The sequence below is a fragment of the Reticulibacter mediterranei genome (assembly GCF_016587455.1).
Genome location: NZ_BNJK01000002.1, coordinates 1,634,235 through 1,659,610 on the forward strand (window position 1 = coordinate 1,634,235; position 25,376 = coordinate 1,659,610).

A 25,376-nucleotide genomic window follows, 5' to 3' on the forward strand; every position below is an offset into this window, starting at 1 on the left:
GCAACGCTTGCTCCATTGAACTTTGACGAAGCCCTGGTATGTGGATACACACAGGAGGCAACGATGTTGATGAAAAAAAGCCTGTCGTTTCTACTTTGTTTGCCGCTGGTGGGAGCGCTTGCCTGGCTCAGTGGGTGCAGCGCAAATGGAGCCACAGGGAGTGTGCCAGCGAGCCTGCCGGACAGCGTTCGTATCCAGGTTGATCTGCCAGCGGGCGAGCCGGCCATGACCCTTACGAGAGCAAGTATGGTGCAGCAGCTCTATGCCACGATCTACACGCTGCCACAGATGCCCGCCTCCCAGTTCTGCACGCAGGAGCGCGGGCCGCACTATACCCTGATGTTCCGCCAGGGCGACAAAACGCTGGTGAGGGTGATTGCCATGCGCGACGGGTGCCGCCCGGTCGCTCTCGCAGGAGAGGCGCATGACCGGCAAGCCACGCAGGAATTCTGGAGGCAACTCGATCAGGCCATCTACCATGCTTCGCCGCCTGCCAGCGTGCAATGGCTTGCTCTCATGCCCATACCTCAAGCGGGCCACTCGTCTCAAACCGCACGCATTCTCTCTGCCGCCACTACCCAGCACCTCTACGATGCGATCCTGGCGCTCCCACTTGCTGTCCCAAACAACGGATCCCTGACTGGCCCAGCTACCTACCAACTCGTCTTTCATACCGCGCACCAGACTATTCCTTCCTCCATCGACATGCAGCACAACCTTGTCTCGCTGAGTGGGAAGCTGCAATCACGCACCGGGGTGTACACGATGAACGACCAGTTCAAGCGCATGCTTGCAGCAACCCTGGCCGCTGCTCCCTTCGCCCCGGCACATCCCGACGCACTCTCGTTTCTCATCCAGAAAGAAAAAGCATCTGTATCGAGCCAGACGGCCAGGATTGACGATCAGGCCTTCATCGCAACGTTTTACGCGCACATCCTGGCACTTCACCCCGTGCAGTCGCGGCCAGACTGTCCTTCAGAAGCGGATAAGGTGGTCGGGAAAGCGACGTGGTATACCATACGCTTCACACAGTGGAGTCTGCCCGTTCTTCAGGTCAGCGCCTATGAAGGAAGTTGCCTGCGCGTCGAGAACAGCTCGACCGGCCAGCCTTATCAAGGGGACCAGGAATTCTGGGATCTTGCTCACCAGGCTGCTGGGAAGCCTTGAGCGAGCGCGGGACAACTGTTTGCAGGAGGGTAGCGTGAGAGGCCAGGGCGACCCGCGCGAGTCGCCCTGGCCTCTCACGCTACCCTCACCGCAAAAAAGTGAGGCGCACCCTTTTCGGACTCTCTGACCTTGACAAAGTTTTACCTGTGACTATACTTTTTATATACAAAATTACTCTGACGTTTGTGTGAAGAGAGGGGTGCAGTACATGTCTGAGGATTGGTCAATAACTGCGGCGTTACCGATGCCCGTTCGTCGTGATTATCCCATCGCTATCATTGGGGCCGGGAGTATTGTCAACGATGCACACTTACCGGCATATCGTAAAGCCGGCTTTCATGTAGTCGGTATTTACGACATGCAGATCGATAAAGCCAGGGCTACAGCGACTCGCTATGGTATCCCCATCGTCTATACCAACCTCGATGAACTGCTGAGTGGGCCTGCTCGTATCGTTGATGTCGCCGTGCCCGCCCGCGAAAATCTGGCGATTGCGACCCGCGTAGCTGCTGCTGGGAAAGCGCTCTTGTTGCAAAAGCCGCTGGCGGAAGATCTGGAGACGGCGCAAGCGACTCTGGCAACGGTTGAACAGGCGGGAATCGTGGCGGCAGTAAATCAGCAAGCGCGCTGGATGCCCGCAGCATTGGCGATGCGCGAACTGATCCGGCGCAATTTGTTGGGCGAGGTGTATCAGGTCTCGTTTCTGATCAATGTGTTGACGCCCTGGGATCAATGGCCCTGGATCATGGCGGGCGAAACAATCGAGGTCATGTACCATTCGATCCATTATCTTGATACCATTCGGGCGCTGCTCGGACAGGAACCACGCCTCGTCTTTGCCGATGGTAGCACCATTCCTGGCTTCCAGACGCGTGGCGAGACGCGCACAACGATTCAGCTTATTTTCGATGGACAATTGCGCGCAACGGTAGTCGATACCCATCATAATCACGGCGGTCTGCGCGATCAGTACGCGACCTTTCGTATTGACGGGACCGAGGGGAGCGCCGTTGCCGAACTGGGGCTGTTGAAAAACTATCCTACCGGTACCCCTGATAGTTTTCGTTATATGAGTCGGCGTCTTCAGCCCGAAACCTGGATCGAGCCGCAACTCTCTGGCACATGGTTCCCTGACGCGTTTATCGGGACGATGGCGGGCGTGATGCGCGGTATCGAGGGCGCGGACGGAGCGCCGGAAACCTCTCTGCGCGACAACCTGGGAACTCTGCGCCTCGTTCTGGCGGCGTATCGCTCAATGGCGGAGCGCCGTGCTATCGATCCTTCATCACTCTAGCGCTGTTGCAGTTGAAAGGATGTGTCGATGATGTCCCGACTACGTTTCGTTGGGAGAGCCTTTGTCGGATTTGAGCAGGCTCTCGCCGAGCAAGCCCGCGCCTTTGAACAGTCTTATCCAGATGTGGAGGTAGTGAGGGAGTTTCTTGAACCGCAAGCGCTTTATGAAAGCACCATTGCTCGCTCCGAGCTGGGCAGTGGGGCTATCGACATCACGCTCACACTGACCGACTGGCTTCCCGAAGCGATGCAGCACGGCCTTCTGGCACCGCTTGACCCCTTTCTGCAAAACGATCCTCCCGCGAACTGGCCGGAGGGCTGGCCCCCCAGCTTGCTTGGCTTGCAGCGCGACGCGGCAGGGCACGTCTACGCCCTTCCCTATCACGATGGCCCCATGATGTTTGTTTATCGCCGCGACCTCTTCGATGATCCACGCGAGCAGGCAGCGTTTCAGGAGCGCTATGGCCTGCCTCTGTGTCCGCCCGAAACATGGTCCGAGTATCTGCGCATCGCACAGTTCTTTACGCGTCCCGAGCAGGATCTCTATGGTGCGGTGGCTGCGGGCCTCAACGATGCGCACAACAACGTCTACGATTTCATGATCCAGACCTGGAGCCGGGGTGGGCGTCTCCTCGACGATGCAGGCCAGCCGATCTTTGATGAGCCAATTGCTATCGAGGCGTTGCAGTATCACGTCGATCTATTTAACCGCTACAACGTGATGCCCCCTGATGCGAAGACGTTCGATTCGGTCGTCTCTGGCGCGTATTATGCCAGCGGGCGAGCAGCGATGATGGTGAACTGGTGTGGCTTTGCAACGATGGCGGAGGTGCCGGAGCAATCGAGCGTCGTGGGCAAGAACGGTCTGGGCCTCGTTCCGCGTGGAGATGGTGAGGGTGGTCGCCATACCTCGATCAACGTCTACTGGGTGCTGGCAGTGGCGGCTGGCAGCAGACAGAAAGAACTGGCCTATGCATTTCTGCGCTCGACGGCGAGCGAGGAGATGGATCGTGTCACGGCGCTCAACGGCTGCATTGCAACGCGGTACTCCACCTGGCGCGACCCTGATATATTACGTCAGTTTCCGGTCTATGCCACGATAGAGGCTGTTCACAACAACATCGATAGCCCACCACCGATTCCTGAGTGGCCCGCCATTACCGAAATTCTCAATGTTGCAGTAGACGATGCCCTGCACGAGCGCAAAAGCGTTGCGGAGGCGCTCAAGTGGGCGACAAGCGAGTCGCGAAAGATCATGAGGAAAGGATAAGGTTGCAATGACGGAAGCTATGCGAGCACCCTGGATCGATGAGCGTTTCTACTCGCGCGCGCATCATCCCTGCGGCTGCGGGCCTATCTGCACGGTGGTGGAGCGCTTGTGGCGAGCCATGACGCATTGCGCCTGCATGGAACTTCTCATACATGGGGTGAAGATCTGGCACTGACGTATGAGGGCGAGTCGCCATTTGTGCCAACCTATCTCAAATTGGCGTCGGCACAGCGCATGGAATTGCCTGATTATGAGTACGCTCTCTACGATGGCGCTACGCGCTGGCGATTGGAAAATGGACTGGAGGAGAGCATCCTGGCGAGGCTGGGAGATCCGCTCTTTCAACGTTCGGCTGAGCATTATACAAGCCATGCGCAAACACCATTCGATCATTTGACAGAATATCCAGCGGTCATCCAGCAAAACAACGTTGCGGCAATAGTTTTCCCGCTGGGTGCGAGCTATTATTATCATGGGTATTGGATCTATCGAGAGATCTTTCAACGTCTGGTGCGGACCGTTTTGCCAGAACGATTGATCGAGACCAACGCACCGCTCAGCGCAGAGATTAGCGTGACGCGTCAGATTGCAGGAGCGAATCATCCGGCTCGCTGGATGGTTCACATCATCAACTTCTCGCCTAATCTACGCACGCCGGAGCATACCGAGTACTACGAAGATCCCATTGCATTGCATCATATCTGGCTTGAGCTTGCCATTCCAACGTCAATTGCCCGCGCTTATACTGCCGTTGATGGGGAGACGCTCTCCTTTGCGACAAACGAGCGAGGCGTACGCGTTGAAGTTCCCCGCATCGATGTGAGCGCGGTGGTTGTTCTGGAAGAGGCATAGCGCCTGTTGTAGTCGAGCGATTTATCGCGGGAGGGATCGCACGACAAGCTCCTCCGCGATAAATCGCTCGACTACAACAGGCGCTATCAAAAAAGCGAAAGATCCTGAGAGAACTCGTATTCTCCCAGGATCTTCGTGAGAAGGAGGATCAAGCGGCAGTAATCTGAACGTAGTCGATGTTCGGGCCACCACTGGCGTTCGCGGTAATGCGCAGGGTGTTGTTGCCTGCCGCAAGCGTCTGGCTGGTGGTTGCCGTACTCCAGGTGCTATTGCTCCCGGTTGACTTAAAGGTCATGTTATCTTTCACAGTCGATCCGTTTACGCTGATCGCGCAGGGCTGGCTGTTCGAGGCCGAGTTGGAATAGCCGAAAGTGAGATTGTATTTGCCCGCGCTGGCAATGTTGACCGTCCACTGAATGTAGCCGCCAACGCTGTTGAAGACGACATAGCCGGTGCCAGTATAGCCGCCTGCCGAGGTCTGTACTGTTGCGTTGGAGAGCGTACCGTTTTCAGCTTGATAGGTTGAGCCGCCAGTTGGCGTTGTTGGCGTCGGTGTGGGAGTCGAGCCACCGCTCGTTGGTGTGGGCGTAGGATTTGAGCTTGTCGGGGTAGGCGTAGGATTTGAGCCACCGCCGCCAGTGACAATACCGACACCGGAGTTTGCCGTTACAGAGCTGACCACCGAAGAGGTTGCATCAAGCGTGTACGAATACGGCGCTTTGGTGAAGGAGCCGACCTGGGTGATATCGGGCGTGCCCCCGCCGTAATCGTTGCCGGTCGCATTGGCATAGCCATCTTGCGAGCTGTCGCCTGTGGTGGTGATTGGTGTAGAAACGCCGCTAAAGACGTTGTTTTCAATCAACATCTGCGCGCCCATGCGGGAGTGGATGGCGCTATCGTCAACGTTCTGGAAGTAGTTGTTGTAGACGTGGCCGGTGCCGAAGCGCAGGCTGGGAGTGCGCGAGTTCACGCTGTAAAACCAGTTGTGATGGTACGTCACATGCAGATGGCCGGTGTCTTCGGAGCCGTTGCTGTCGGAATGACCAACAAGCGAAACTTTCCAGTGATCGTGAAAGCGGTTCCAGGAGACGGTGATGTTATCGCCCGCATGGGTGATGTCGAGCAGGCCATCGTAATAGTCCTTGTCGTGGTCACGGTCGGAGAAGAGATTGTTATGGTCAACCCAGACTTTTGTTGTCCCGTTGATGATGTGAATGGCATCGCCATTGGTATCCGAGGCCAGAACTTTAGAGATGCTCAGGTTGCGGATAATGACGTTGCTGACGCCATCAAGGTCCAGGCCAATACCAACCAGCGCTCCAGTTGAGCCGACGCCCAGAATCGTTGTGTTTGAGCCAACCTTGACATCTGTGTCTCCGCTGATCGTTCCGCTGATATTGACGATCTTGGCCGATGAGCCGCTCACGGCACTGGTGAGGGCACTCAAACTGCTCACTGTGACCGAGCTGCCGCCCGCGCCTCCGGTGGTGCCAGCACCATATCCCACGAGCTGATCGATTGCGGCTGCTCTCGTCGTTGTGGAAGGGATGGCGAAAAAGGCAATTGCGGCGAGCACTGAGGTAGTCAGAACCAGCCCTATGCGGAGAGAGACAGAGCGAAATGAGAGGTGCATAATAGGTTCATTCCTCCTTGAATGTGAGAGAACTAGGGGGTTCAGCACCATCCTGTCTGAACCCCTACGGCATCCTTACTTGTCGAAGATAAGCCATGCTTCTTCGCTATAGTCTTTACATTCCATCTCATCTCACCGACATCCTATCGACGAGACGTAGAGATGACCAAGAAACGAAAAACGAGAAGCACATACTCCAAATCTTGTGACCGGTCACATTATAACATGGCAAAAACGATTTGTCAATGATCGAAAGTGGATGATCAGACGAGATGGGAGGAAATAACTGTATTATTACAATTGCTTGTTTGCCTTCAAAATGGGTTGAAGCCGCAATACAGGCAGCTTCATTCGTCTCTGACCTGTAGCAGATAGCGATCTCGTGAGGAAGTGGTGAGTGTGATCGATCACATTATACAAGCGGGTAAAATGCTAAAAATCCACCCACAAATAGTTATGACCATGATAGGCTCCTTTTCAGAGAAGCACTCTCAAAAACATGATCCTGCTCTATTGACGGACAGTTTGCTGTATTTTAGAGAAGATATTCTATTGTCTCTTTATGGTTAAAGTCCATTATTAATTTATAGATTAAATAGTCTAATACTATCAATGTCAATGGTTTTTACTGGTGACTTGACTTATGGAAATAGATATAGTAAATTTGCTTTGTTGAATTTTTCTCGTATTTCATCTTTCGTTCTTCCAACGATTAGAACAATACTCAATAAAAAGTGCTCATGCATTTTAGAGAGTCTCTCTGTCATAGGAGGTCTTTGCAGATTCTACTTCCCTGGAACTGACACTTGTGAGAAAGGGAGGAGTGTAATGCAAAAATTCTGGTGGATCAATCTGCTACGCGGCGTGGTCGCGCTGATCATCGGTATTCTGCTGCTTACCTGGTTCCAGGTGGCCCACGATCTGTTCGCGAACTTTTTGGCGATGTACTGGCTGAGTAGCGGATTGCTGGGTTTGCGAGGAGGCCTATCTACCCATCAAAAAAAGGGATGGTGGCTGGTCGTAGATGTGCTGGAGATGGTGGTTGGTGCGGCCATCTTGCTACGCCCAGTCTATGCACACCTTCTCGCGTCAGAACTGGCAATCAAACTCTTTGGTCTGATTGCACTTTGTGTGGGGCTGGTCCGTATCTTTAGCCGTACCACATATAGAAATTTGACCCGTGAGCAATCACTGTCTATTCACCTCTTAGGTTGGTTCGAGATAGGTCTGGGCCTGTTCCTGATCTTTTCAAGCGAAATTGAACCTTTCACTGAACTGCTTGCTGGCGGCTGGACATTTCTAGGAGGAGCATTTCTCATCCTTCAGTCACTTCAACTACATAAAGCAAGCATCATCCATTCCTAGACTGTCGCGCATTTTCATACTACAAGAGTACCTTTGCTGGTCTGGTGCAAACACCAACGCTCGATCAGCTTGTTAGAGGAAATAGCTATGAGAGGCGCGTGAAATGAGATGAAACGCTCAACATCTGAAGACGAGCTTTCCCACCTGGCCGGTTGAGATCTCGTTCACACGGTGCTTAGGAGCCACGCTCATTTTGCCTCTTCTTACCTCCTTCGTGCCTGCTATTATCAACCTGATCACAAAGTTGGTAAATTGACCATTCCCCGCCTTTCAAGCGGGGAATGCTTCCTTTTTTAGGGCAACTGGCCTCATTCGTTCTTGCTATCCTTGCGCGTGCTGCTCAGATAGGCGACGAAGCCAACGATCAGGATTGTCAGGATTACAGCAACCTTTGTGTCGCCTAGCCCAAGACCATCGAGTGCCGATTTGCCAAACCAGTCGGCGAACGAAGCACCTAGCGGACGCGTGACGATATAGGCGAGCCAGAAGGCCACAATTTCGTTCAGACCAAACAGGCGATAAGCCAGCGCCGGGGCAGCAAACAGGACGGCAAACAGGACACCAGAGGCGAGGTATCCGAGGTGAAGAGTTGCAGCTGTCAGGTCTCCTACAGCCGTGCCGAGCGCGAACGTTGCCATAACCGTTGCCCAATAAAACAGCTCGCGGCGCAGCGTGGTGATACTGTGGATTGACAACGTTTTCTCACAGGCATACCAGGCGATGAAGATCACGGCCAGCGCGACCGAGAAGAACACTGCTGAGGTCACATACGAAATACCCACGACCACATGGATCACATCGGCGGCCATCGTTCCCACAATCGCGACCATGACGACTGCGAACCAGTAGATCCAGGCCACATAGCGCCGGACGGAGAGTTGCAGGATCAGTGCAACCAGCAGACCGATGCCGCCAAGTGCTACAGCAATATAGGGATCGATGCTCGTGACCAGAAAATCAGAGGTCGCTTCGCCCATCGCGGTTGTCAGCAATTTCACGATCCAGAAGTAGACAGTCACCTCTGGAACCTTTCGCAATCCTTGCTTGGCAAAGCGGGCAATAGTGTTAATTTTGTTGGAATGCGTATTTTGCAGCTCTTCAAGTGAGGATTTATGCATATACCATATCTTCTTTCTAGAGATTTTTAGTCACCAGGAGTGCCGTCCTCTACTGTAGTGTTTGGAGATGAGAAGAAGCTGAAAAATATCGTCAAAACCTCCAGGGTAGGACTATAAATGAAGAAGGAAGATGGTACGTTGCTGCTGTTGCATGGTGCGGAGCAATATGCATATATGTTTTTAGAGGACGAAGAGGCCCATTGCCCGGCGGATAATGCCACGAAGCAATACAAACGGGCTGACAAGAAAGGTGATAAGGCCAACGCCTGTACAGATAAGCGGAAGCATCCAGGTGGATAGGAACGTATCGGTGCGGCCATCTTCGGGCGTCTCTGGATGATATCGAACCGCTATGGTATCCCTGACATGAAAAAAACTAGAACTCTCTGATGGAGCGACGCTGATCGATTGGCCGGATTGGGTCTGGAAGCGGATCGTTGGCCTGCATCCTGACGAGCTACCATTTCTATCTCTGTCATAACTACAGTTGGTGATAACGCCCTGTGCAGAGAGCGTGCCGGGCAAAAACTTCAGAGTATCCATCAGGAGAAAGTAGCCAACTCCTAGAAACACGAGGCCGAAGATAGCTAACAGACAGCCATTCGTGATCGGATTATTGCTTACTCGTCTCCGTACGATGCTATTAAACATTATTTAAAACTCCTTTTTACGTTTTTTATGCTATGGAATGCCTACCCAACCGCGTCTCAAATGTCTGTAAAAGACCGGGGCATGCAGCTCTTCACAATATTCTTTTTATTGTAGAAACTCCCGCAATCATCTGGCTTGTAAAATCTTGCTAATTCCTGGTTCGGCTTGTCCGTTTTACAAACAAACCTGTCCTGTCCCTGCATTGAGCGATACGACTGCTGTGAGTAGACTAGCAAGAGGAATGCGGAATATTCCCACGTAGCGACAATCCCTTGCGGTTGTCGCATCTAGTTGCAGATTGTGCCTCATGCACGCGACAACCGCAAGGGATTGTCGCTACGTGGGGAAATTTTGAGAAGGAGAAAATCTCAATGATTGCTCAGGAACAACGGGAGTTTTATCAAGAAAACGGATACCTGCTGGTAAAGGGTCTGTTTTCACGCGATGAGGCGGCGGCCTGGCGGCGAGAGTGCCATGCGCTTGCGGAAAGGTTGTCAGAGCATCGCTCGATTGATGCGACGTGGGGCAGTGCGCGTGCAACTGTCAAGCAGAAGACGCAGTTGCTTCATTGCCATGATGTGCAGTTTCAGGCTGCAACCTTTACGCGCTTGCTCGTCGATGAGCGGCTGACAGAGATTGCTGCTAGCCTGATCGGGAGTCCGAACGTGCAGTTGCATCATAATAAGATGTTTATCAAGCCGCCAGAGAAGGGGTCGCCTTTTCCTATGCATCAGGACCACCCGTTCTTTCCGCACGAGCGACATAGCATGATCGCGGCAATCTGCCACTTTGACGATGCGCCCCTTGAGAAAGGTTGTGTCCTCGTGATCCCTGGTAGCCACAAACGCGGCCCGGTAGAGCATATCGAGGAGGGCGGTTGGCATCTGCCGTTTGAGCAATATCCTCTTGAGTCCGCCGTTCCCTGCGCCGCCGAAGCTGGCGATGTGTTATTCTTTAGCTATCTGACCATTCACGGCTCAGGCGTCAATGTGAGTAATGAGGCGCGGACAACACTGCTGATTCAGATGCGCGATCCAGAGGACCGCCCGACGCTGGATGTCCATCAATCGCGCGGCCAGGGCATGATGCTGCGCGGTATTGATCCGTTGTCTCGCTAGAAAAGGCATGCGATGGATGCGGTGTCCGGCGTAGCTCAGTTTACCGATCTGAATCTGTTATCGCTCTCCCTTCAGTGCGGCAGCTTCATCTGTGAACTGTTGTACTGGGGCTTCTTCGAGCCGCGCTGGTGGCGCAACTATCTGCATGTGCATTCTTTCTTCGAGGTCTGCTACGCCTATCAGGGGCGCGGCATATTTTGCATTCAGGATCAGACATTGCCGGTGCAGGCGGGTGATGTCTTTGTCGCCAGGCCCGGAGAGGCTCACGAGATCATTTCGTCACAGGATGATCCGCTGGGCATCTATTTCTGGGCCTATACGCTGCTTCCTGACGAGAAAAGCGGCCCGGAGCGGCCCGGCGGGGATGTGCTGATGGCCTCCTTCCTCACATCCCCGCAGGCGATCGGTGCCAGAACGTCATCGATGCTCAGGACGCTGGAACTGCTCACCGAAGAGGTTGCGCGCAAGGAGCCGGGTTATCTTCAGGCAATTGAGGCGCTGGTCGTCAAGCTGTTGGTGGATACGGCCCGCGCCGTTGTTGATCTGCCTCGCTTTTCGGTGCCCCTCGATCCGCCTGCAAAGCGCTCTGATGAGGCCATTGTGCAGGTGATGCTGCGCTATTTGCGCGACAATTATAGCCGCTGCACACTCTCCGTCCGCGACCTGGCTGCTCAGGTGCATTTAAGCGAACGCCACGCCAGCCGTTTGTTTCATCAGGTGATGGGAACGACGATCAAAGCCTACCTCACCACTTTGCGCATCGAAAAGGCGACGCAGTTGCTCCTCGAAGGTCGTACACCCATCAAAGAAGTCGCGCTTGCCACTGGCTATCCCGATGTGCGCTACTTCACGACGCTCTTTCGTCAGCGCGTGGGCCTGACTCCCGCCTCCTTTCAACGCAAGGGAGGAACGCGATTTTTCACCGATTGCTCATAAAGGTTATATTAAGATTTTTCGGGCGGCTGGTCTGGCACGCTTTCGATTAGTTCGGAGGCATCTACACCTAATGCTTTTGCAAACTTATCCAAGGTGAAGGTGCTTATTTCAGCATACGGATCACGGTATACACGCTTCACCGTCTTCACGTCCATATCTGCCAGGCGCGCCAGCTTCCCCTGTCCAATGCCTTTTGCGGCAGCGACCTCTTTCACTTTTAGCCGTATCATGCCTGTCCCCAAGTCATATAGTTGGCGGCATTGTAGCAGTAAACATGTGTTTCTCAACAGAGTGGGCCTGAGCATACGTTTGACAGTGTGGCACCTGTAATCATACGCTGCAAGGCGGGGGCCTCTAATGCCCCTCCTACATACAATCGGCAAAAAGTGGCAGTGAAAAGGAGAATTTGACATGGAAGAAGGACCGTTTATCGTCTTGACCCTCGACCTGGAACAGGCCGCCATCCTCAACGCGGCCATCGCACACTATTGGATACATATGCGACAATCCACAAGCTCAGAGCTTCGCCCTATCGCCTCACAAGTAGCAGATGTACAACGGCTCTTAGTCGAGAAGGTACACGAATTGCGCAAAGGAGAACCCCATGCCTCGATTAAATGACCTCAAAGCCGCTATTGATGATGGGAAAACCGCCAAACATCAACAGTGGCGAAGCATGTTGCACTACCTCATTCGCAAAGAGCAGGGATTCTATGGGCGACAAATAGAGGGGTATAAGAATGAGAAGGAAGTGGTTGTTGTTGAGCCACAGACAACCTTCTACGCCACATGGGATCAACTTCTCGCCTCCCTCAATGGCTTTTACACGGACAATGATTGGTGGCTCACCGATGACAAATTTGTGGACTACCTCCCATCCAAAAGGGAGGAACAATGAGACAGGCACTAAGTAAACGTAGCATCCATTTGAGGGTAAAGGAACTGTCAGAGCAAAAGGGATTATCGGACTTAGAGCTTGCTCATTTCGCTCACGTGGACGCGCGGGTGATTCGTCGGATGTTGAACGCGCAGGAGGCCGGAAGTGTCTATCTCCACCAGCTTGCGCGCGTGGCGAATGCGCTGGAAGTCAACGTGTGTGATTTATTCATAAAAACGAAAGAGACGAATGTGAAATCAGCGCCACAAAGCGAGGGTAGCTCACCAGACAATATTCGATAAACGAACCAGGTGATTCCCGATTTTGGTTGTTAAATTTCATTATCGCGCAACTACTATTCTGTCAAAACTCATCCGTTGATGCATCCAGCCATCGCCCCTGCCATATCCGGCTGCCGCTCCATTTGCAGATGAAGTTTGACAGAGTACCACGACGAGATGTGTTATCTGTGAGAAGAGATCGGAGATGTTAGGATAGCCTCGAAAGCGTGGGCGAACGTGGGGATGATCTCGTCCAGCACGGCTTCCAGGCTTCGCTGCCCTCCCTGCGTCAGCTCGTCTATCTGTTCCCGGAGTCTTTGCCCCTCTTTGGAGTGATCTTCTTTGAGCAGCGCCTCAATCGTCTGTGCATTTATGATCTTTCGCGGCGAAATCAGTAATCCGTTCACCATCATATACACGCTAAACAGATTCATGTTGCGCTCGCCAGTGTTCGCTGCCTGGACCGCTTTTGCCAGATACAGGGCTATACATTTCTGTGCGAGCGTCAAACCCTGCATCGAGAGGGAGCCGCTGTATTCAACGCCGGGCCAATGCAGGTCCGAAACGGTGCTGTACCACCATGCTGGCTCAATCTGTTCTTGCAAGCGCTGAAGCGTACGCAGCTCGAAATCATCTTGTGGCTGCATCTGCTGTTCCTGCAAACACTGTTCCAGTACCTCCGCGCCCATTGCCGCAACACTCATACCCTGCCCATAAATTGGATCAAAATAGCAGAACGCATCTCCCATGACGAGCAATCCCGCCGGCCAGCGCTCCATCTGCTCGTAATGCTGGCGAATGCACTCCGGCACACGAAAACCACGCAGCGATGTTGTCAGTTCAGCACCCCATAACGCCTCCGCGATCAGTGGGCTGCTCAGTTGAGAAAACGTCCGTTCAAAACCTTCAACATTGATGGGAGGATACTCCTGTCCACCAGCGAGAAACAGGCATGCCATGTAGTTATTGTTTTCAATCGGAAACAACCCGGCCCCGGGAAGCCCTTTAGACGGTTGAGGTGCTATTAATATCCTCCCTACTTGTGCGGAAGTGCGTGCGGGAAGCCTGTAGTATCCTGTGGTATAGCCAAGTTTGCCCTTCACTCGTTCTGGCTCCGCAACGGTATAGCCAGCAGTCTGTAACCATTGCACTAATTGCGATGAACTCCCGCTCGCGTCGATCACCAAATCTGCTTCGAGCGTCAACTGTCGGTTCAGTTTTCCTCGCTCCCGCAGATGCACACCGCTTACCCGGCTATGATCAGAGTTGAATACTAAACCGGTCGCTTCCTGTCCGGTGAGAAAACGGATATTGGTCATCACTTGTAAGCGCCGCCGTAACACCCATTCAAGCAGCGCCCTGCTGACGCCTGCACCTCTTTCTAGAAGCGGGTAATCCACATCGCCGTATGGGGTGGATTGTACGAACACGCCTGGCTTTCCGCCTTGTATGAAGAATGCGCCATGTGCCAGCAAATAATCGATAATGCCTGGAAACAAGCGCTGTAGAATCCTGCTACCGCGAGGGAGTATGCCGTGAGGATGAAATGCTTGCGGTGTTCCCATCCGATTCATTGGCTCCAAGGGCGGGATATCCCGCTCCACGACCACAACCTGACTATACTGCTCGGAAAGGACTCGCGCGGCCAACATTCCTGCAATGCTCCCCCCAATCACCAGCGCTGTTTTGTCTCGCTCATTCGTAATATCTCTATTGTTCATCATATTATAGCTTTCCTCCCAAAAAAACAGATGTGTGGGGATAGCCTGTTGCTAATGCTATGTGCTACGCTTCAGATCTACATCTGTGTTTGTTTTTTGCTTAAAAAGAAGGAGCAGTAATATCAGAAAAAGTGATGAAAAATGGTGTAGCTAGCTTTATTTTATATTATACCCTTCGCTAATAGTATAGCAAGCTATAGAAAATGAAGCTTGTAAAATCTTGCTCTTTTTTCTCAGTTTTTCAATGCGCTCCCCCTACTTAATAAGCAGGGGAGAGTGAATCTCTTGCTCGAAACAAAATGTGACTGTGGGAACAATGAAGCAGAACGGGGCGCTATCGCCCACAAATGTTGTCGCTGTATGGGAGTGGACGTTGCCTTCAAGCGGTTCGCAGATAGCGAGGGGAATATTGAGGGTGATTTCCTGCCGCGTCAGGCGTGCGTACCAGGGTTGTGTGGAAAAGGCGCGATCCTGTGGTACACAATAAGCCAGCATGTCGTCGTAGCTGGCAAAACAAATATCCCAGGGGCCGTGTATTGGCCGTTCGGTCATAAGGTGCAACGTGCCCTGTGCGTCGGGTGCGCTTCCTTTGCCTGCATCTAGCAACAACTCAACTGTTCCATCCTGTCCAACGCCGATGCTGCCAGTTTGCAACACATGCATAGGCATCCCTTCAGCAAACAGGCGTGCGCCCAGCGCAACCAGCGTACTGCTACAGGCGTTCGTGACGAAGAAGACGCCCGAGTTGCCGGTGCGAGGATCGCGCACGTAGATGCGCCAGTTTGTTTGTACTGGCGATGGGAAGAGGGCGCGCAATGGACCCAGCAAGCGAGGACCGAAGTGCCCGTGTTTGTAGGTGAGGAAGGTAAAGAGGGCGTAGCGCCCATCGCTTCCGAGGCGTTGTAGCTCCAATCCCACTGGCACAAACGCCTCTAGCCTGTCGGCCTCGACAATGTAGTTGACATAGATGACATGCTTGATATCGCTGAGAAAGGCGACCGTCGGCACATACTCACTGAGGGTGCGGAGAAAGCGGCTATTGGCGATCAGACCGAGGAGATGGGTGCGGGGATGATGCCAGGGGCATAGCGTCCAACCTCCTGATCGGGGCGAGCTGCACGCATCACCGTTTCTGCCGCCAGAGCAAGCCAGGTGAGCAGGAGGATAAAGCCAAGCGCGTTCCCGGCAGCGATCCAGAGTGATGAGAGTTGCAGGAAAGATGGGAGCAAAGGATTGACGCTCAGGAATGCGAAGAGGCTCCAGAGCAGCAGCGAATAGATTGTGAGATTGCGTGACCATCGCCATGCTTTCTCCGTCGCGAAACACCACGTCCAGCCAACGGCGGCAAGCGTGTAGAAGCCACCGCCAAAAACGCCGATCCAGAGAAAAACGGTTGCTTCAAACTGGTTATAGAGGGTCAGTGTTCCGTATTGGGCCAGCGCCACGCCCTGCGTCATCCAGAGTACCTGCCCCATCTGATCGGGGATCATCCCGGCCACCACAAGTAGCACGTTGAGCAGGGCCATCAAGCGCCAGCGGATGCGTAGCAGTGCCAGCGAGATGAGCAGGTCTGAAAGTGCGGTCAGTTGCCAGGTGAACCAGCCCAGCCGCCAGAGCCAGGGCATATGAGCGACATAAGCCATACGAGCCGCGCCATCATTGGGGCCGCCGGGGAGACCTGCCAGCAAAAAGAAGACCATCGTCAGCATCGCGATCCCATGTATACAAAAGGAGAAGAGGAGGGTTCGCTCCAGAAAGAGACGCGGCATCCTTGACATCGGGCCTCCTATGATCCATACGTGTCAACTTGTGGTTCAGTATACGGCTGTGAAGCAGAGCTGTCAATCAAGCGGATCGATGCCGCGCACAGCCTTATCCCGTATTACGGCTGAATTGGTTGGGATTTCGTTCTCATTCTCTATTGTCGTGAGCCAGCCGCTACGTAGTCAAGCCAGAGGGTATCATTGTATGATTGCTATATATCGTTGTATCTAGAAAGGACTATATAGATGTCGCAAAGTGAGCATCCCTCTTTTTCTACGCTCTCCGTGTGGGCTGGTGAGGAATCTTCATCCTGGCAGAGGGCGACACAGGTTCCGGTTGTGCATAGCGTCTCCTTTGGCTATGAAGATATCGAGACGTGGCAGGAGGTCGCGCTGGGGCAACAAACGGGCCATATTTATGGGCGCAATACCAACCCGACCGTCGCGGTCTTTGAGGAGAAGGTCCGGCAGCTTGAAGGCGCGGAGGCGGCTACCAGCTTTGCTACCGGGATGGCGGCGATTAGCAACACCCTCTTTACACTACTCTCGCCTGGCAACCGGGTTGTCTCGGTGAAGGATACCTATGGCGGGACCAATAAGATATTTCTTGAATTTCTGCCGCGCTTTCAGATCGAGGTGGGGCTTTGCGATACGACAGACTTCGGGGCTATTGAGATGGCAATTGCGCAGGGCTGTCAGGTTGTGTATCTGGAGACGCCGACTAATCCGACGTTGAAAGTACTTGATATCGCTCGTCTGGCTCAGGCGGCGCATCGCGTGGGCGCGCTGGTCGTCGTTGACAACACCATCGCGACTCCGATCAATCAGAACCCGCTTGCGCTGGGGGCTGATCTCGTTCTCCATAGCGCCACCAAGTTTCTCGGCGGGCATGCCGATGCGCTTGGCGGAGTTGTGTGCGGCCCGAAGCAGCTTATTGAGCGGATCTATCACTATCGCGAAATCACCGGGGCCACGCTTGATCCAATGGCGGCGTATTTGCTGTTGCGTGGCATGAAAACGCTCCAGTTGCGCATTCGTCAGCAGAATGAGAGCGCTCTGCGCATCGCGCGCTATTTGCAGGCACATCCGAAGGTCTCGCAGGTATTTTATCCGGGCCTTGAGACGAACGAGCAATACGAACTGGCTCGAGAGCAGATGCGCGGCTTCGGTGGCATGCTCAGCTTCGCGCTCCAGGGTGGCTTTGAGGCGGTACGAGCGTTTCTGCCGCGCCTGCGTTACGCCCATCGTGCCGCGAACCTGGGCGCTGTCGAAACTATCGTTGGTGTGCCCGCGACGACGAGCCACGTTGAGTCAACGCAGCAGGAACGGGAGGCGATGGGCATTCCTGAAAGCCTGATCCGTTATTCCGTTGGCATCGAGGATACCGACGACCTGATCGCTGATCTGGAGCAGGCATTTACAGAGTAGTTCCTTAAAACGGTGTTCCTGATGCGTTCGGGAAATGGGCGTAAGCTTCCTTGCTTTGTCGGATGCACCAACTGGGCGAAACGGGTAAACATGCTCAGGGGAAATCTCAAAGAGGAGCAGGGCTATGAAGTTGTTGGCGCAGCTTTGTGGCCGTCTCTGAGTTTGGCGTGGATGTGAAGATGCAACATTGTATGTCGGGGTCGCCACTCATCTGAAAACCTGCTATCGTAAAGACAAGCCTGCCCATTTCGGGATGAAGGAGTTCGCGGGAAACTGCACCGTACGATTTCCTGCGAACATTGTGCCCTTGCCAGTGCTGGCGGAACTCCGGGCTGGCCTGGCTTAACGCATCAGTGAATTCGTGCAGCCATGAGGCGCTCATGTAGCGAGTGGCTGTTTCGCGAAAGATTTCGAGCATCTCCTGTGCCAGACCTGCATGGTCAACGAAGAGGCGGCGGAACGGCGTATCCGTGAAGATGAGCCAGAGGAAGTTGCGCTCACGGTGCGGCAACAGCGCGAAATCACCAAAAACAGCGCATGCGGCCTTGTTCCAGGCGAGAATATCCATGCGTCGCCCCCGAATATACGCCGGATATTCTGTGAGTCCATCGAGAACAAGCTGGTAGGCTGCGGGGATAGTTTCTTCAGGGAGCAGCGATGGCGTTGCAGTGGTAGATTGATCCGCGAGTAGAAACAAATGCAGGCGCTCGTCCTGGTTAAGATGAAGAGCATCGGCAATGCATTCAAGAACAATGCGTGAAACGTGAATATCACGTCCCTGTTCCAGATAGGTATACCAGGTGGTGCTGACCCCCGCTGCAACTGCGACCTCTTCACGTCGAAGTCCTGGTGTTCGTCTGCGGGGGCCAGCAGGCAAACCTATCTGCGTGGGTGTGAGGCGAGCGCGTCGTGTGCGCAGAAATTCTCCTAAAGCAGTACGTCGTTGGGCATCATCCACCCTTTGATCCGAAAGCATCGCAACTTCTCCTTATCCTGGTACATCCAATTCTACTATCACTGCTGTCTGGTTCCGCCATTATAGGACATCTATAATAGCACTGATGAATGTAGCACTATTCGTGGTCGCCCGTCAATTGTATGGAGGCGAGGGCCGAGCGCTTGTCTCCTTGAAAGAAAGAGAAGAACATCTATGGTAGCAGCAGCGCCACTACAACATATCCAGCTGGACACCATCCGTGTTACCTATGTGCCAGATGGGTATGCATTCTTTAGCCCAACAGATCTTTTCCCGACGACTACTCTTGAAGACTGGCAGTCGTACCAACGTCTGCTCAACGCTAGTGGGCAACTGGTGAGCAGTGTTGGAGCATATATTATCCAGACGCGCAATCGCACGATCCTGGTTGATGCTGGCTATGGTCCCGGTCAGTATGTTGAAGGGAGCATCTTTCTACAGGGCGGCGAACTCCTTGCAAACCTGAAGCGTATGGGACTGATCCTCGCCGATATCGATAGCGTTTTCTTTACACATTTGCACTCTGACCATGTGAATGGGATTGGTCAATGCGTCAACGCCGAACAGGACTTCATCTTTTCCAATGCCCGCTTGCTGGTACGCCGTGCCGAGTGGCAACGTTTTGCGAATCCAGCAGAGCCGAGAGCAGATGTCGAGGATGCACTCAAGCTGTTGGAGCCGCGTATTGAATTGATTGAAGAGGGAGAGATGCTAGCTCCTGAGATAACTGTTCTGGCAACGCCGGGACATACCTCTGGGCACACATCACTTGTGGTCTCTTCGGGCGCGCAACGGGCCATCCTGTTAGGGGATACGTTTCATAGCATTGTACAAATTGAGCACCCCACCTGGACCAACTCGTTCGATCATGATCCCAAACTGGCAAAGGTTGCTCGCCAGCACATGCTACAAGAACTGGCAAAGCCGGAGACCATCGCGATTGGCACCCATCTGGCCGATTCCGTCTTTGGACGGGTGACGCTTGACCAGGGCCGATATCAGTGGCATACACTGTGATAAAAACATAATGGACGGTGCTGGCTCATGAGCCAGCGCCGTTGCGATAGTAAGGATGGGTACGTGTTGCCAGCCAGATTCCACAAAATACGAGGGGCAATGCTGTGACAAGAAGGATCATGGGGACGGCGACATTGTAATTGCCGCTCATCGCTCCTATAGCACAAAACGGGAGCACTGAGGCAATCCCTGTGACCCATCCCATTTTCCTATCCCTTGCTGTCTTTCCAGTCACAAATCCTGCGAGGAGGCAGAGGATGACCCAGAAAAGCAATAGAGGCCAAAAATGAAACACAAGCGAGACGCCATAACCGAGAGAGCCTGTAAGGATGCCACTGATGAGAGCATATAAGAATCCATATCTGGGGAGGGTAGGTACAATCTGGCCTCCAGGTGTTTGTGATGGAAGAGCAGCGCTTTTCTTTTCGGAAGCAGGCGTTTTGTCTCCTGAATGTTTTCTCTCCTGTCGTGCCAATGAAGCTGGAAGCGCGACTGATGGAGGAGTTGCAGGAGAACCGGCAATAGCCTGCAACTCCTGTTTGACTGCCATCATATTAGCTGGTCGCCGATCCACATCCAGATCAAGCATCTGGGTAATGAGTGCCACCAGGCGAGGTGGAAGCGTTGGCACTAACGATTGGAGTGGTGGCAAACGAAATGGCGATTGCGAAGGTGCATAGCCAGAAAGCAGGTGATAGAGTGTTGCGCCAAGACTGTAGATATCAGAGCGTGGGGTCGTCTGCGCTTGTCCATACTGTTCTGGCGGCGCATAGCCGAAGGAGACATAGCTGGCGGTATCCTTTTGCTGACCGGGCTTGAAGAGGCGCGCAATGCCAAAATCGATCAGATACAGATGGCCGTTCTTGTCCCGCATAATATTGGCAGGCTTGAGATCGCGAAAGATGATTGGTGGCGTGTAACTGTGAAGATAGTGCAGAACGGTGCAGAGTTCTCTGCCGATGTGAAGCACCTCTTCCAGGGGCAATTTGCCGCCTTGAGCAGAGGTGAGATGTTCTTGCAGGGTTGTGCCCTGGATAAAGCTCATCACAAGATACCACCGTTGACTCTCACTGAAATGATCATAGATACTGGGCAGGTTGGGATGTTGCAAGCCCGCTAGCAGATGCGCTTCACGTTTGAAATGGGTGGTTGCGACCTCTCTTTCTTCGGGTGAGAGCGCGGACAGGCTCATTTCTTTGATAGCCACCAGGCGATTGCCAAGCTGAGTATCCTCCCCTTTGTAGACTGCTCCCATACCACCTTTGCCAACAGGCTGAAGCACACGATAGCGCTGCTTGAGGATGGTGTTGGGAGGGGTTACGGCAGAGATTATGGGAGGCTGACCCTTGACGGTCGAGGATGGAAGAAGCGTAGATGGCGTGGGCACGTTCTGAATAGTGCCAGTCGCCGATGTTGTGTAAGCAAGCTGGCGACCACACGAAAAGCAGAAGGTGGCAGTGCGGTCGTTCCTGGTGCCACAGTGGCTACAGAAGATGTGTGCAGGGATCATGCAGCCCTCCATCTACGAGACTGGAATGCGTCCTTTCGCATATGCATCTGTTTCGGGAAAAGTATAACATCAGCAGTAAACCATTGGCAAGAGAGTTCCCGACAATGTCAGGGCTTTCCAGTTCTCCGCTCAAAGGGGTGCAGGGGTCTCCCTGCCGGGGCCTGGGGCGTCCCCAGTTTCCTTCCCTCCTTCGCGCGCCGCCTGCGGCGGCGCGCAAAAGAGAAGAAAAAAGGTTTTTGCGGGGACACCCCGCACCCCGGCAAAGGGCTGCCGCCCTCTGCACTCCTGCTAGATGGGAGAATTGGAAAGCCCTGCCGACAATGTGTACATATAAGCGGAGTAGAATCCTCAAGATGCATTGCTATGACGATGTGGCGACCAGACCGGCGCGGATAGCGTAGAGCGTGGCCTGGGTGCGGCTCTGTACGCCGAGCTTGCTCAGGATGTTGCTCACATGCGTCTTGGTGGTTTTTTCGGTAATGCTCAGAGTACGGGCGATCTGTTTGTTGGTCTGGCCTTGAGCAAGCAGCCGCAGCACCTCGGTTTCGCGTTCGGTCAGGGCTTGTACCTGCTCGGATGGAGGAGCGTTAAGTGCCTGCATCAGCCGGGCGGCGGCCTTTGGCGTTAATTGCACCTGTCCAGCGGCGGCGGCTTTAATGGCCTGACAGAGTTCCGGAGCCTGGGCGTCTTTGAGCAGATAGCCTATCGCCCCCGCACGCACGGCTCCAACAACCGAGGCATCTTCCAGCACGCTTGTCAGGGCCAGCACTTCGGTATCGGGCAGTTCGCGCCGAATCAGCGTGGTCGCCGTGATACCATCCATGTTTGGCATCAACAGGTCCATCACCACTACGTCGGGTTGATGTCGTCGCGCCAGGGCGACCGCCTCCGCTCCATCAGCTGCCTCAGCTACAACCTCGATCTCGCCATCGAGCGCGAGAAACATGCGCAATCCCTGACGCACCACGCTATGATCGTCGGCAAGCAACACACGAATAGCCATGACCACTCTCCTCTTGATCAAATCGCTACGTTCTGGCACCACTTATTGGCAAACGAGCCGTGATGCAAGAACCTTCACCCGGAGCGCTCTCAATTGTGAGCGTTCCCCCTGGTTTATATGCCCGTTCGCGCATCGAATGGAGGCCGAGATGACCAGGGAACGATCCCTCAGCATCGAAGCCCAGCCCATCATCTCGCACCGTCAAGACCAACGTTCCATCGTGCGACTCCAGATGAAGCGTCACCGTACGAGCCTGAGCATGCTTAATGATATTATGCAGCGCCTCCTGCGCAATGCGATACAGCGTTTGCTTGATTTCAAATGATACGTCCGGCTCGGCACATAGCTCCGTCTTGACGGTGAGATGATGGCGCACCGATAGCACCTGCATCTGCTTGCTCAGCGCATTGACCAGCCCTTCGTTCTCCAACGTTTCGGGACGCAGCTCAAAGATCAGCGCTCGCATCTCGGTCAGCGCCGTCTCTGCTAGCGAAAGCACATAGCGTAACGGCTCTTGCAGACGCGCCGCCTCCCCGCGCTCAAACAATGTACAGGCTGTGTGCGCTCCGAGTGAGATGCCGTACAGAGCCTGCGAGACCGAGTCGTGCAGTTCACGGGCCAACCGTTGGCGCTCTTCCAGCACCGCAGCAGCCTGCGCGCGCTCATAAAGACGAGCATTCTCAATCGCCACAGCCGCCTGGTTTGCGATGGTCAATGTCAATTCAGCCTGTGTTTGCGAGAAGGCTCCCGGTTCGGCAGAGGTAATGCTCAGGACGCCGATCACCTCGCCACGTAGAATTAAAGGAATGCCCATCCAGCAGCGCACATAGGCCAGCGTCGTCGCCAGTAGCGAGCCGGTCGCGGCCCGAAACAGGTTTGCTTCTGGCACATCGGCGCGTACATCGGGGATAATCAATGGCTGGTGGGCGGCGAGCTTTTGCCAGAACGGACCAAATGCCTGCACGGGAAAACGCAGATGGCGCACTGGTTCGCCTCCCACGATGCCCTTCGCCTCGACGATCTCCAGTTGATCGCCGTCCAGCAGAATAATTGAGGCTCCCGAGCACTGCGTAACGGCGATCAACTGATCGAGGATGACGTTGAGCAGGGGTTGCAATTCCAGTGTTGAGGCGACGGTTTGCGAGATATGAAGCAGGGTTGAGAGTTCGCGCGTCCGTTCGGCAACGCGCCGCTCCAATAGCTGATACGCCTCCACCTGATCGGTTATGTCGCGAACGACGGCGAGAAAGTGTGGCCTGCCAAGATAGGTAAAGGGGCTGGCGTAGACCTCGACGTAATAGGGTACAGGCGGATCGACATGGCGATTGACTGCCAGCATGCGCCCATGATAGTTCTGTTCGGCCTGCAACGTTTGCTGCATCTCCAGTAGCTTGTAGTGATCGTCGGGATGGATCAGTCCGATTGGAGATAGCCCGATGATCTCTTCGTATGAACGAACACCACCAATCCGACAACCAGCAGAGTTGACCTCAACAATGCGCCCATCTGCCATATCATGTATAAATAACCCATCCGTTGAAGCTTCAAAAATACTGTGATATTGCTCTTCTCTCTCCTGCATACGTTGTGTCAGTTGCTCGTGTTCCTGCTGTAGCTGATGTTGATATTGTTGCTGGCGGGTCAACATCTGCTGGAAACCAGCGAGGAGTTGTCGTTCCGGCGAATGATCGGGCCAGTCATCAAGGGGGATACGAGGCATCGCTGAGGGATCGTCGCCAACCCGGGTAAAAAGCTCTAGTAGCGTTTGCTGAATTGCAGCATCCATATTCCACTCCCTTATATGTGAGGGGGTACGCGTCTCGGTCTTTAGTCGTAGGCCAAAATCAGCCCTTCGTCAGATCCAGAATGGATGGAAACCATGTATACTCTTCTCATTGATAGCGAACAGCTTGCACGGTAACAGCAAAAGATACACGGACAATCTCTTCTGTATCGCTATTGTACCATATTGACAATCGTTTTTCTGTGGTGGACAAGAGAAGAAATATCGTTGAGGCTGATATGATAACGCTTTTACTGGTTGAAGATGAACAGACAGTGCGGCAGGCATTGAAGATGCGTATTGCACTGGAAGCGGATATGCAGGTAATCGGCGAGGCCAGTACAGGGCGTGAAGCGCTTTTACAGGCGCAGCAGCTTCAACCAGATGTGGTTTTGATGGATGTGCAATTGCCCGATACTGATGGGTTTGCGCTGACCACCTCCATACACTCTATCGTGCCATGCAGCAAGATAGTCATGCTCAGTATCTATGGAGATACGAGTACACGAGCCAGAGCGCAGCAGGTCGGGGCTGCCAGCTTCATTGAGAAGCAGCAACCGACAGAGCAGCTCTTGAGCGCCATTCGTGCGGCTGTTCTTGTGCAAGAAGATCAGGACACAAACTCATAAATATATGTAATGAAATGTTTTGCTGAAAAACTGGAAAGGAAAACTTTATTATGACCCTCTCATCATCTACATACAATGAATCTTCTGCTAACCAGAAACAGGAGAACATACACCCAACATTACATCATGTAAATTTGAAGACAACGAAATTGCAAGAAATGGTCGTATGGTATGGCGTTGTGCTGGGAACCAGGGTACTTTTCCAGTATCCGTTCGGCGTATGGCTCTCAAACGACGAGGCCAATCATCGTCTCGCCTTCCTTACGATGCCCGGGCTGCGCGACGACGAGCACAAAGATCAGCATACCGGTCTGCACCACTTCGCCTTCGAGTTCACCTCGTTCGATGCCTTGATGAACACCTATGTCCGGCTCCGGCAGGCTGGTATCACGCCAGCGGCCTGTCTGGATCATGGCATGACCTTCTCGATGTACTATCTCGACCCGGACGGCAATGGCGTAGAACTACAAGTAGACACGTTTGGTGATTGGCAGCAATCGTCGGAGTGGATGCAAAACAAATTGCCGACGATGGAGAATCCTCTGGGTACATACTTCGATCCCGAACAGGTTTTCAACGCGTGGACCAATGAGGGTTTGAGCTTTGAGGAGATTCATCGTCGCTCCTACAATGGTCAATACCGCCCCGATCCAATGCAGTTCTAATCAAGAGCATGCCCGACCATTACTGATAGAAAGGAGCCGGAGAAATGAAACCGTTTATGCATACTCAGGAGCTTACCGAAATGACAGAGGCCAGCACCGCCGAGAGAGACCTGCTTGCCCAATGGGGATTTACCTCCACCGAAATCAGTACGCTGCTCTGGTTGAGACAGTGGTATCACCAGGACAGCGAGCAGGCAACCCGACACCTGGAATTTCTCCGGCTCCTTGTCCGCAGCGGCGATCTCGAATTAGTCTGATAAATAATAGAATAATATGTGAAATATTGCTCCTCCCTACGTTCTACACTGTAGAGGGAAGGA

General features: G+C 53.6%; 26 protein-coding genes. 15 read left to right on the forward strand and 11 right to left on the reverse strand.

Features of this window, described 5'->3' with window-relative positions:
* The first annotated feature begins 63 nt into the window (after positions 1-63).
* The 4 genes from K3T83_RS45645 (at position 64) to K3T83_RS45660 (ending at position 4,582) form a co-directional block, all read left to right on the forward strand.
* Positions 64-1,167 (forward strand): hypothetical protein, encoded by a 1,104-nt coding sequence (locus K3T83_RS45645; protein ID WP_220209797.1) that lies wholly within the window; start codon positions 64-66, stop codon positions 1,165-1,167.
* Between the two features lie 208 nt (positions 1,168-1,375).
* On the forward strand, positions 1,376-2,461 hold the full coding sequence (locus K3T83_RS45650; protein WP_220209798.1) for a Gfo/Idh/MocA family protein: 1,086 nt from the start codon (positions 1,376-1,378) through the stop codon (positions 2,459-2,461).
* 27 nt (positions 2,462-2,488) lie between these two features.
* Positions 2,489-3,730 carry an extracellular solute-binding protein gene (locus tag K3T83_RS45655; protein WP_220209799.1) on the forward strand — a complete coding sequence of 414 codons (1,242 nt, stop codon included), beginning with the start codon at positions 2,489-2,491 and terminating at the stop codon, positions 3,728-3,730.
* Positions 3,731-3,838: 108 nt separating this feature from the next.
* On the forward strand, positions 3,839-4,582 hold the full coding sequence (locus K3T83_RS45660) for a hypothetical protein (protein ID WP_220209800.1): 744 nt from the start codon (positions 3,839-3,841) through the stop codon (positions 4,580-4,582).
* A gap of 148 nt (positions 4,583-4,730) precedes the next feature.
* Here K3T83_RS45660 and K3T83_RS45665 read toward each other — a convergent pair whose 3' ends face one another.
* Complete coding sequence (locus tag K3T83_RS45665; RefSeq protein WP_220209801.1) at positions 4,731-6,215, reverse strand: pectate lyase family protein; 1,485 nt, start codon at positions 6,213-6,215, stop codon at positions 4,731-4,733.
* Positions 6,216-7,043: 828 nt separating this feature from the next.
* Between K3T83_RS45665 and K3T83_RS45670 the strand changes: the two genes are divergently transcribed.
* Entirely contained in the window at positions 7,044-7,580 is a 537-nt protein-coding gene (locus K3T83_RS45670) for a DUF308 domain-containing protein (RefSeq protein ID WP_220209802.1), read from the forward strand.
* A gap of 308 nt (positions 7,581-7,888) precedes the next feature.
* On the opposite strand, the gene K3T83_RS45675 is transcribed toward K3T83_RS45670, so the two are convergent.
* Both K3T83_RS45675 and K3T83_RS45680 read right to left on the reverse strand, forming a co-directional pair.
* The gene (locus tag K3T83_RS45675; RefSeq protein ID WP_220209803.1) at positions 7,889-8,698 is read right to left on the reverse strand and encodes a COG4705 family protein; all 810 of its coding nucleotides are present in this window, start codon (positions 8,696-8,698) and stop codon (positions 7,889-7,891) included.
* Between the two features lie 180 nt (positions 8,699-8,878).
* Complete coding sequence (locus tag K3T83_RS45680) at positions 8,879-9,349, reverse strand: DUF3592 domain-containing protein (protein WP_220209804.1); 471 nt, start codon at positions 9,347-9,349, stop codon at positions 8,879-8,881.
* A gap of 371 nt (positions 9,350-9,720) precedes the next feature.
* Here K3T83_RS45680 and K3T83_RS45685 point away from each other — a divergent pair, with 371 nt between their 5' ends.
* Entirely contained in the window at positions 9,721-10,467 is a 747-nt protein-coding gene (locus K3T83_RS45685) for a phytanoyl-CoA dioxygenase family protein (protein WP_220209805.1), read from the forward strand.
* Between the two features lie 12 nt (positions 10,468-10,479).
* Positions 10,480-11,403 (forward strand): AraC family transcriptional regulator, encoded by a 924-nt coding sequence (locus K3T83_RS45690; protein ID WP_220209806.1) that lies wholly within the window; start codon positions 10,480-10,482, stop codon positions 11,401-11,403.
* Positions 11,404-11,411: 8 nt separating this feature from the next.
* Here K3T83_RS45690 and K3T83_RS45695 read toward each other — a convergent pair whose 3' ends face one another.
* Positions 11,412-11,633 carry a helix-turn-helix domain-containing protein gene (locus K3T83_RS45695; RefSeq protein ID WP_220209807.1) on the reverse strand — a complete coding sequence of 74 codons (222 nt, stop codon included), beginning with the start codon at positions 11,631-11,633 and terminating at the stop codon, positions 11,412-11,414.
* 181 nt (positions 11,634-11,814) lie between these two features.
* Here K3T83_RS45695 and K3T83_RS45700 point away from each other — a divergent pair, with 181 nt between their 5' ends.
* From K3T83_RS45700 to K3T83_RS45710, 3 genes are read left to right on the forward strand one after another with little or no spacing between them, the layout of a single operon-like run.
* Positions 11,815-12,024, forward strand: coding sequence for a hypothetical protein (locus K3T83_RS45700; protein WP_220209808.1), 210 nt, complete (start codon positions 11,815-11,817; stop codon positions 12,022-12,024).
* Positions 12,008-12,301, forward strand: a complete 294-nt coding sequence (locus K3T83_RS45705; RefSeq protein ID WP_220209809.1) for a hypothetical protein — start codon at positions 12,008-12,010, stop codon at positions 12,299-12,301. The genes K3T83_RS45700 and K3T83_RS45705 overlap by 17 nt, the downstream gene beginning before the upstream one ends.
* The gene (locus K3T83_RS45710; RefSeq protein WP_220209810.1) at positions 12,298-12,582 is read left to right on the forward strand and encodes a hypothetical protein; all 285 of its coding nucleotides are present in this window, start codon (positions 12,298-12,300) and stop codon (positions 12,580-12,582) included. Before K3T83_RS45705 ends, K3T83_RS45710 begins: the two co-directional genes overlap by 4 nt.
* 161 nt (positions 12,583-12,743) lie before the next feature.
* Here the strand turns inward: K3T83_RS45710 and K3T83_RS45715 are convergent, their stop codons facing one another.
* The 3 genes from K3T83_RS45715 to K3T83_RS45725 form a co-directional block, all read right to left on the reverse strand.
* Positions 12,744-14,285: an FAD-dependent oxidoreductase gene (locus K3T83_RS45715; protein WP_220209811.1), complete on the reverse strand. Its 1,542-nt coding sequence runs from the start codon at positions 14,283-14,285 to the stop codon at positions 12,744-12,746.
* A gap of 252 nt (positions 14,286-14,537) precedes the next feature.
* A complete protein-coding gene (locus tag K3T83_RS45720) occupies positions 14,538-15,290 on the reverse strand; it encodes a DUF2071 domain-containing protein (protein ID WP_220209812.1) in 753 nt (250 codons plus the stop codon).
* A 38-nt stretch (positions 15,291-15,328) separates the two neighbouring features.
* Positions 15,329-16,060, reverse strand: a complete 732-nt coding sequence (locus tag K3T83_RS45725; protein ID WP_220209813.1) for a hypothetical protein — start codon at positions 16,058-16,060, stop codon at positions 15,329-15,331.
* A 231-nt stretch (positions 16,061-16,291) separates the two neighbouring features.
* On the opposite strand from K3T83_RS45725, the gene K3T83_RS45730 reads away from it, so the two are divergent.
* Positions 16,292-17,473, forward strand: coding sequence for a cystathionine gamma-synthase family protein (locus tag K3T83_RS45730; protein ID WP_220209814.1), 1,182 nt, complete (start codon positions 16,292-16,294; stop codon positions 17,471-17,473).
* A 106-nt stretch (positions 17,474-17,579) separates the two neighbouring features.
* On the opposite strand, the gene K3T83_RS45735 is transcribed toward K3T83_RS45730, so the two are convergent.
* Positions 17,580-18,449 carry a helix-turn-helix transcriptional regulator gene (locus tag K3T83_RS45735; RefSeq protein WP_220209815.1) on the reverse strand — a complete coding sequence of 290 codons (870 nt, stop codon included), beginning with the start codon at positions 18,447-18,449 and terminating at the stop codon, positions 17,580-17,582.
* 174 nt (positions 18,450-18,623) lie between these two features.
* Here K3T83_RS45735 and K3T83_RS45740 point away from each other — a divergent pair, with 174 nt between their 5' ends.
* Positions 18,624-19,466, forward strand: coding sequence for an MBL fold metallo-hydrolase (locus K3T83_RS45740; RefSeq protein WP_220209816.1), 843 nt, complete (start codon positions 18,624-18,626; stop codon positions 19,464-19,466).
* A 25-nt stretch (positions 19,467-19,491) separates the two neighbouring features.
* Here the strand turns inward: K3T83_RS45740 and K3T83_RS45745 are convergent, their stop codons facing one another.
* The 3 genes from K3T83_RS45745 to K3T83_RS45755 all read right to left on the reverse strand — a co-directional run bounded on the left by K3T83_RS45745 (position 19,492) and on the right by K3T83_RS45755 (position 23,765).
* Positions 19,492-20,976: a serine/threonine-protein kinase gene (locus K3T83_RS45745; protein WP_220209817.1), complete on the reverse strand. Its 1,485-nt coding sequence runs from the start codon at positions 20,974-20,976 to the stop codon at positions 19,492-19,494.
* A 361-nt stretch (positions 20,977-21,337) separates the two neighbouring features.
* Positions 21,338-21,979 (reverse strand): response regulator, encoded by a 642-nt coding sequence (locus K3T83_RS45750; RefSeq protein WP_220209818.1) that lies wholly within the window; start codon positions 21,977-21,979, stop codon positions 21,338-21,340.
* 25 nt (positions 21,980-22,004) lie between these two features.
* Positions 22,005-23,765, reverse strand: a complete 1,761-nt coding sequence (locus tag K3T83_RS45755) for a histidine kinase (protein WP_220209819.1) — start codon at positions 23,763-23,765, stop codon at positions 22,005-22,007.
* Positions 23,766-24,001: 236 nt separating this feature from the next.
* Here K3T83_RS45755 and K3T83_RS45760 point away from each other — a divergent pair, with 236 nt between their 5' ends.
* The 3 genes from K3T83_RS45760 to K3T83_RS45770 are packed head-to-tail and all read left to right on the forward strand — an operon-like array spanning position 24,002 to position 25,313.
* Positions 24,002-24,391, forward strand: coding sequence for a response regulator (locus K3T83_RS45760; RefSeq protein ID WP_220209820.1), 390 nt, complete (start codon positions 24,002-24,004; stop codon positions 24,389-24,391).
* A gap of 50 nt (positions 24,392-24,441) precedes the next feature.
* Positions 24,442-25,056, forward strand: a complete 615-nt coding sequence (locus K3T83_RS45765; RefSeq protein ID WP_220209821.1) for a VOC family protein — start codon at positions 24,442-24,444, stop codon at positions 25,054-25,056.
* Between the two features lie 44 nt (positions 25,057-25,100).
* Positions 25,101-25,313: a hypothetical protein gene (locus K3T83_RS45770; protein ID WP_220209822.1), complete on the forward strand. Its 213-nt coding sequence runs from the start codon at positions 25,101-25,103 to the stop codon at positions 25,311-25,313.
* The last annotated feature ends 63 nt before the right edge of the window (positions 25,314-25,376 follow it).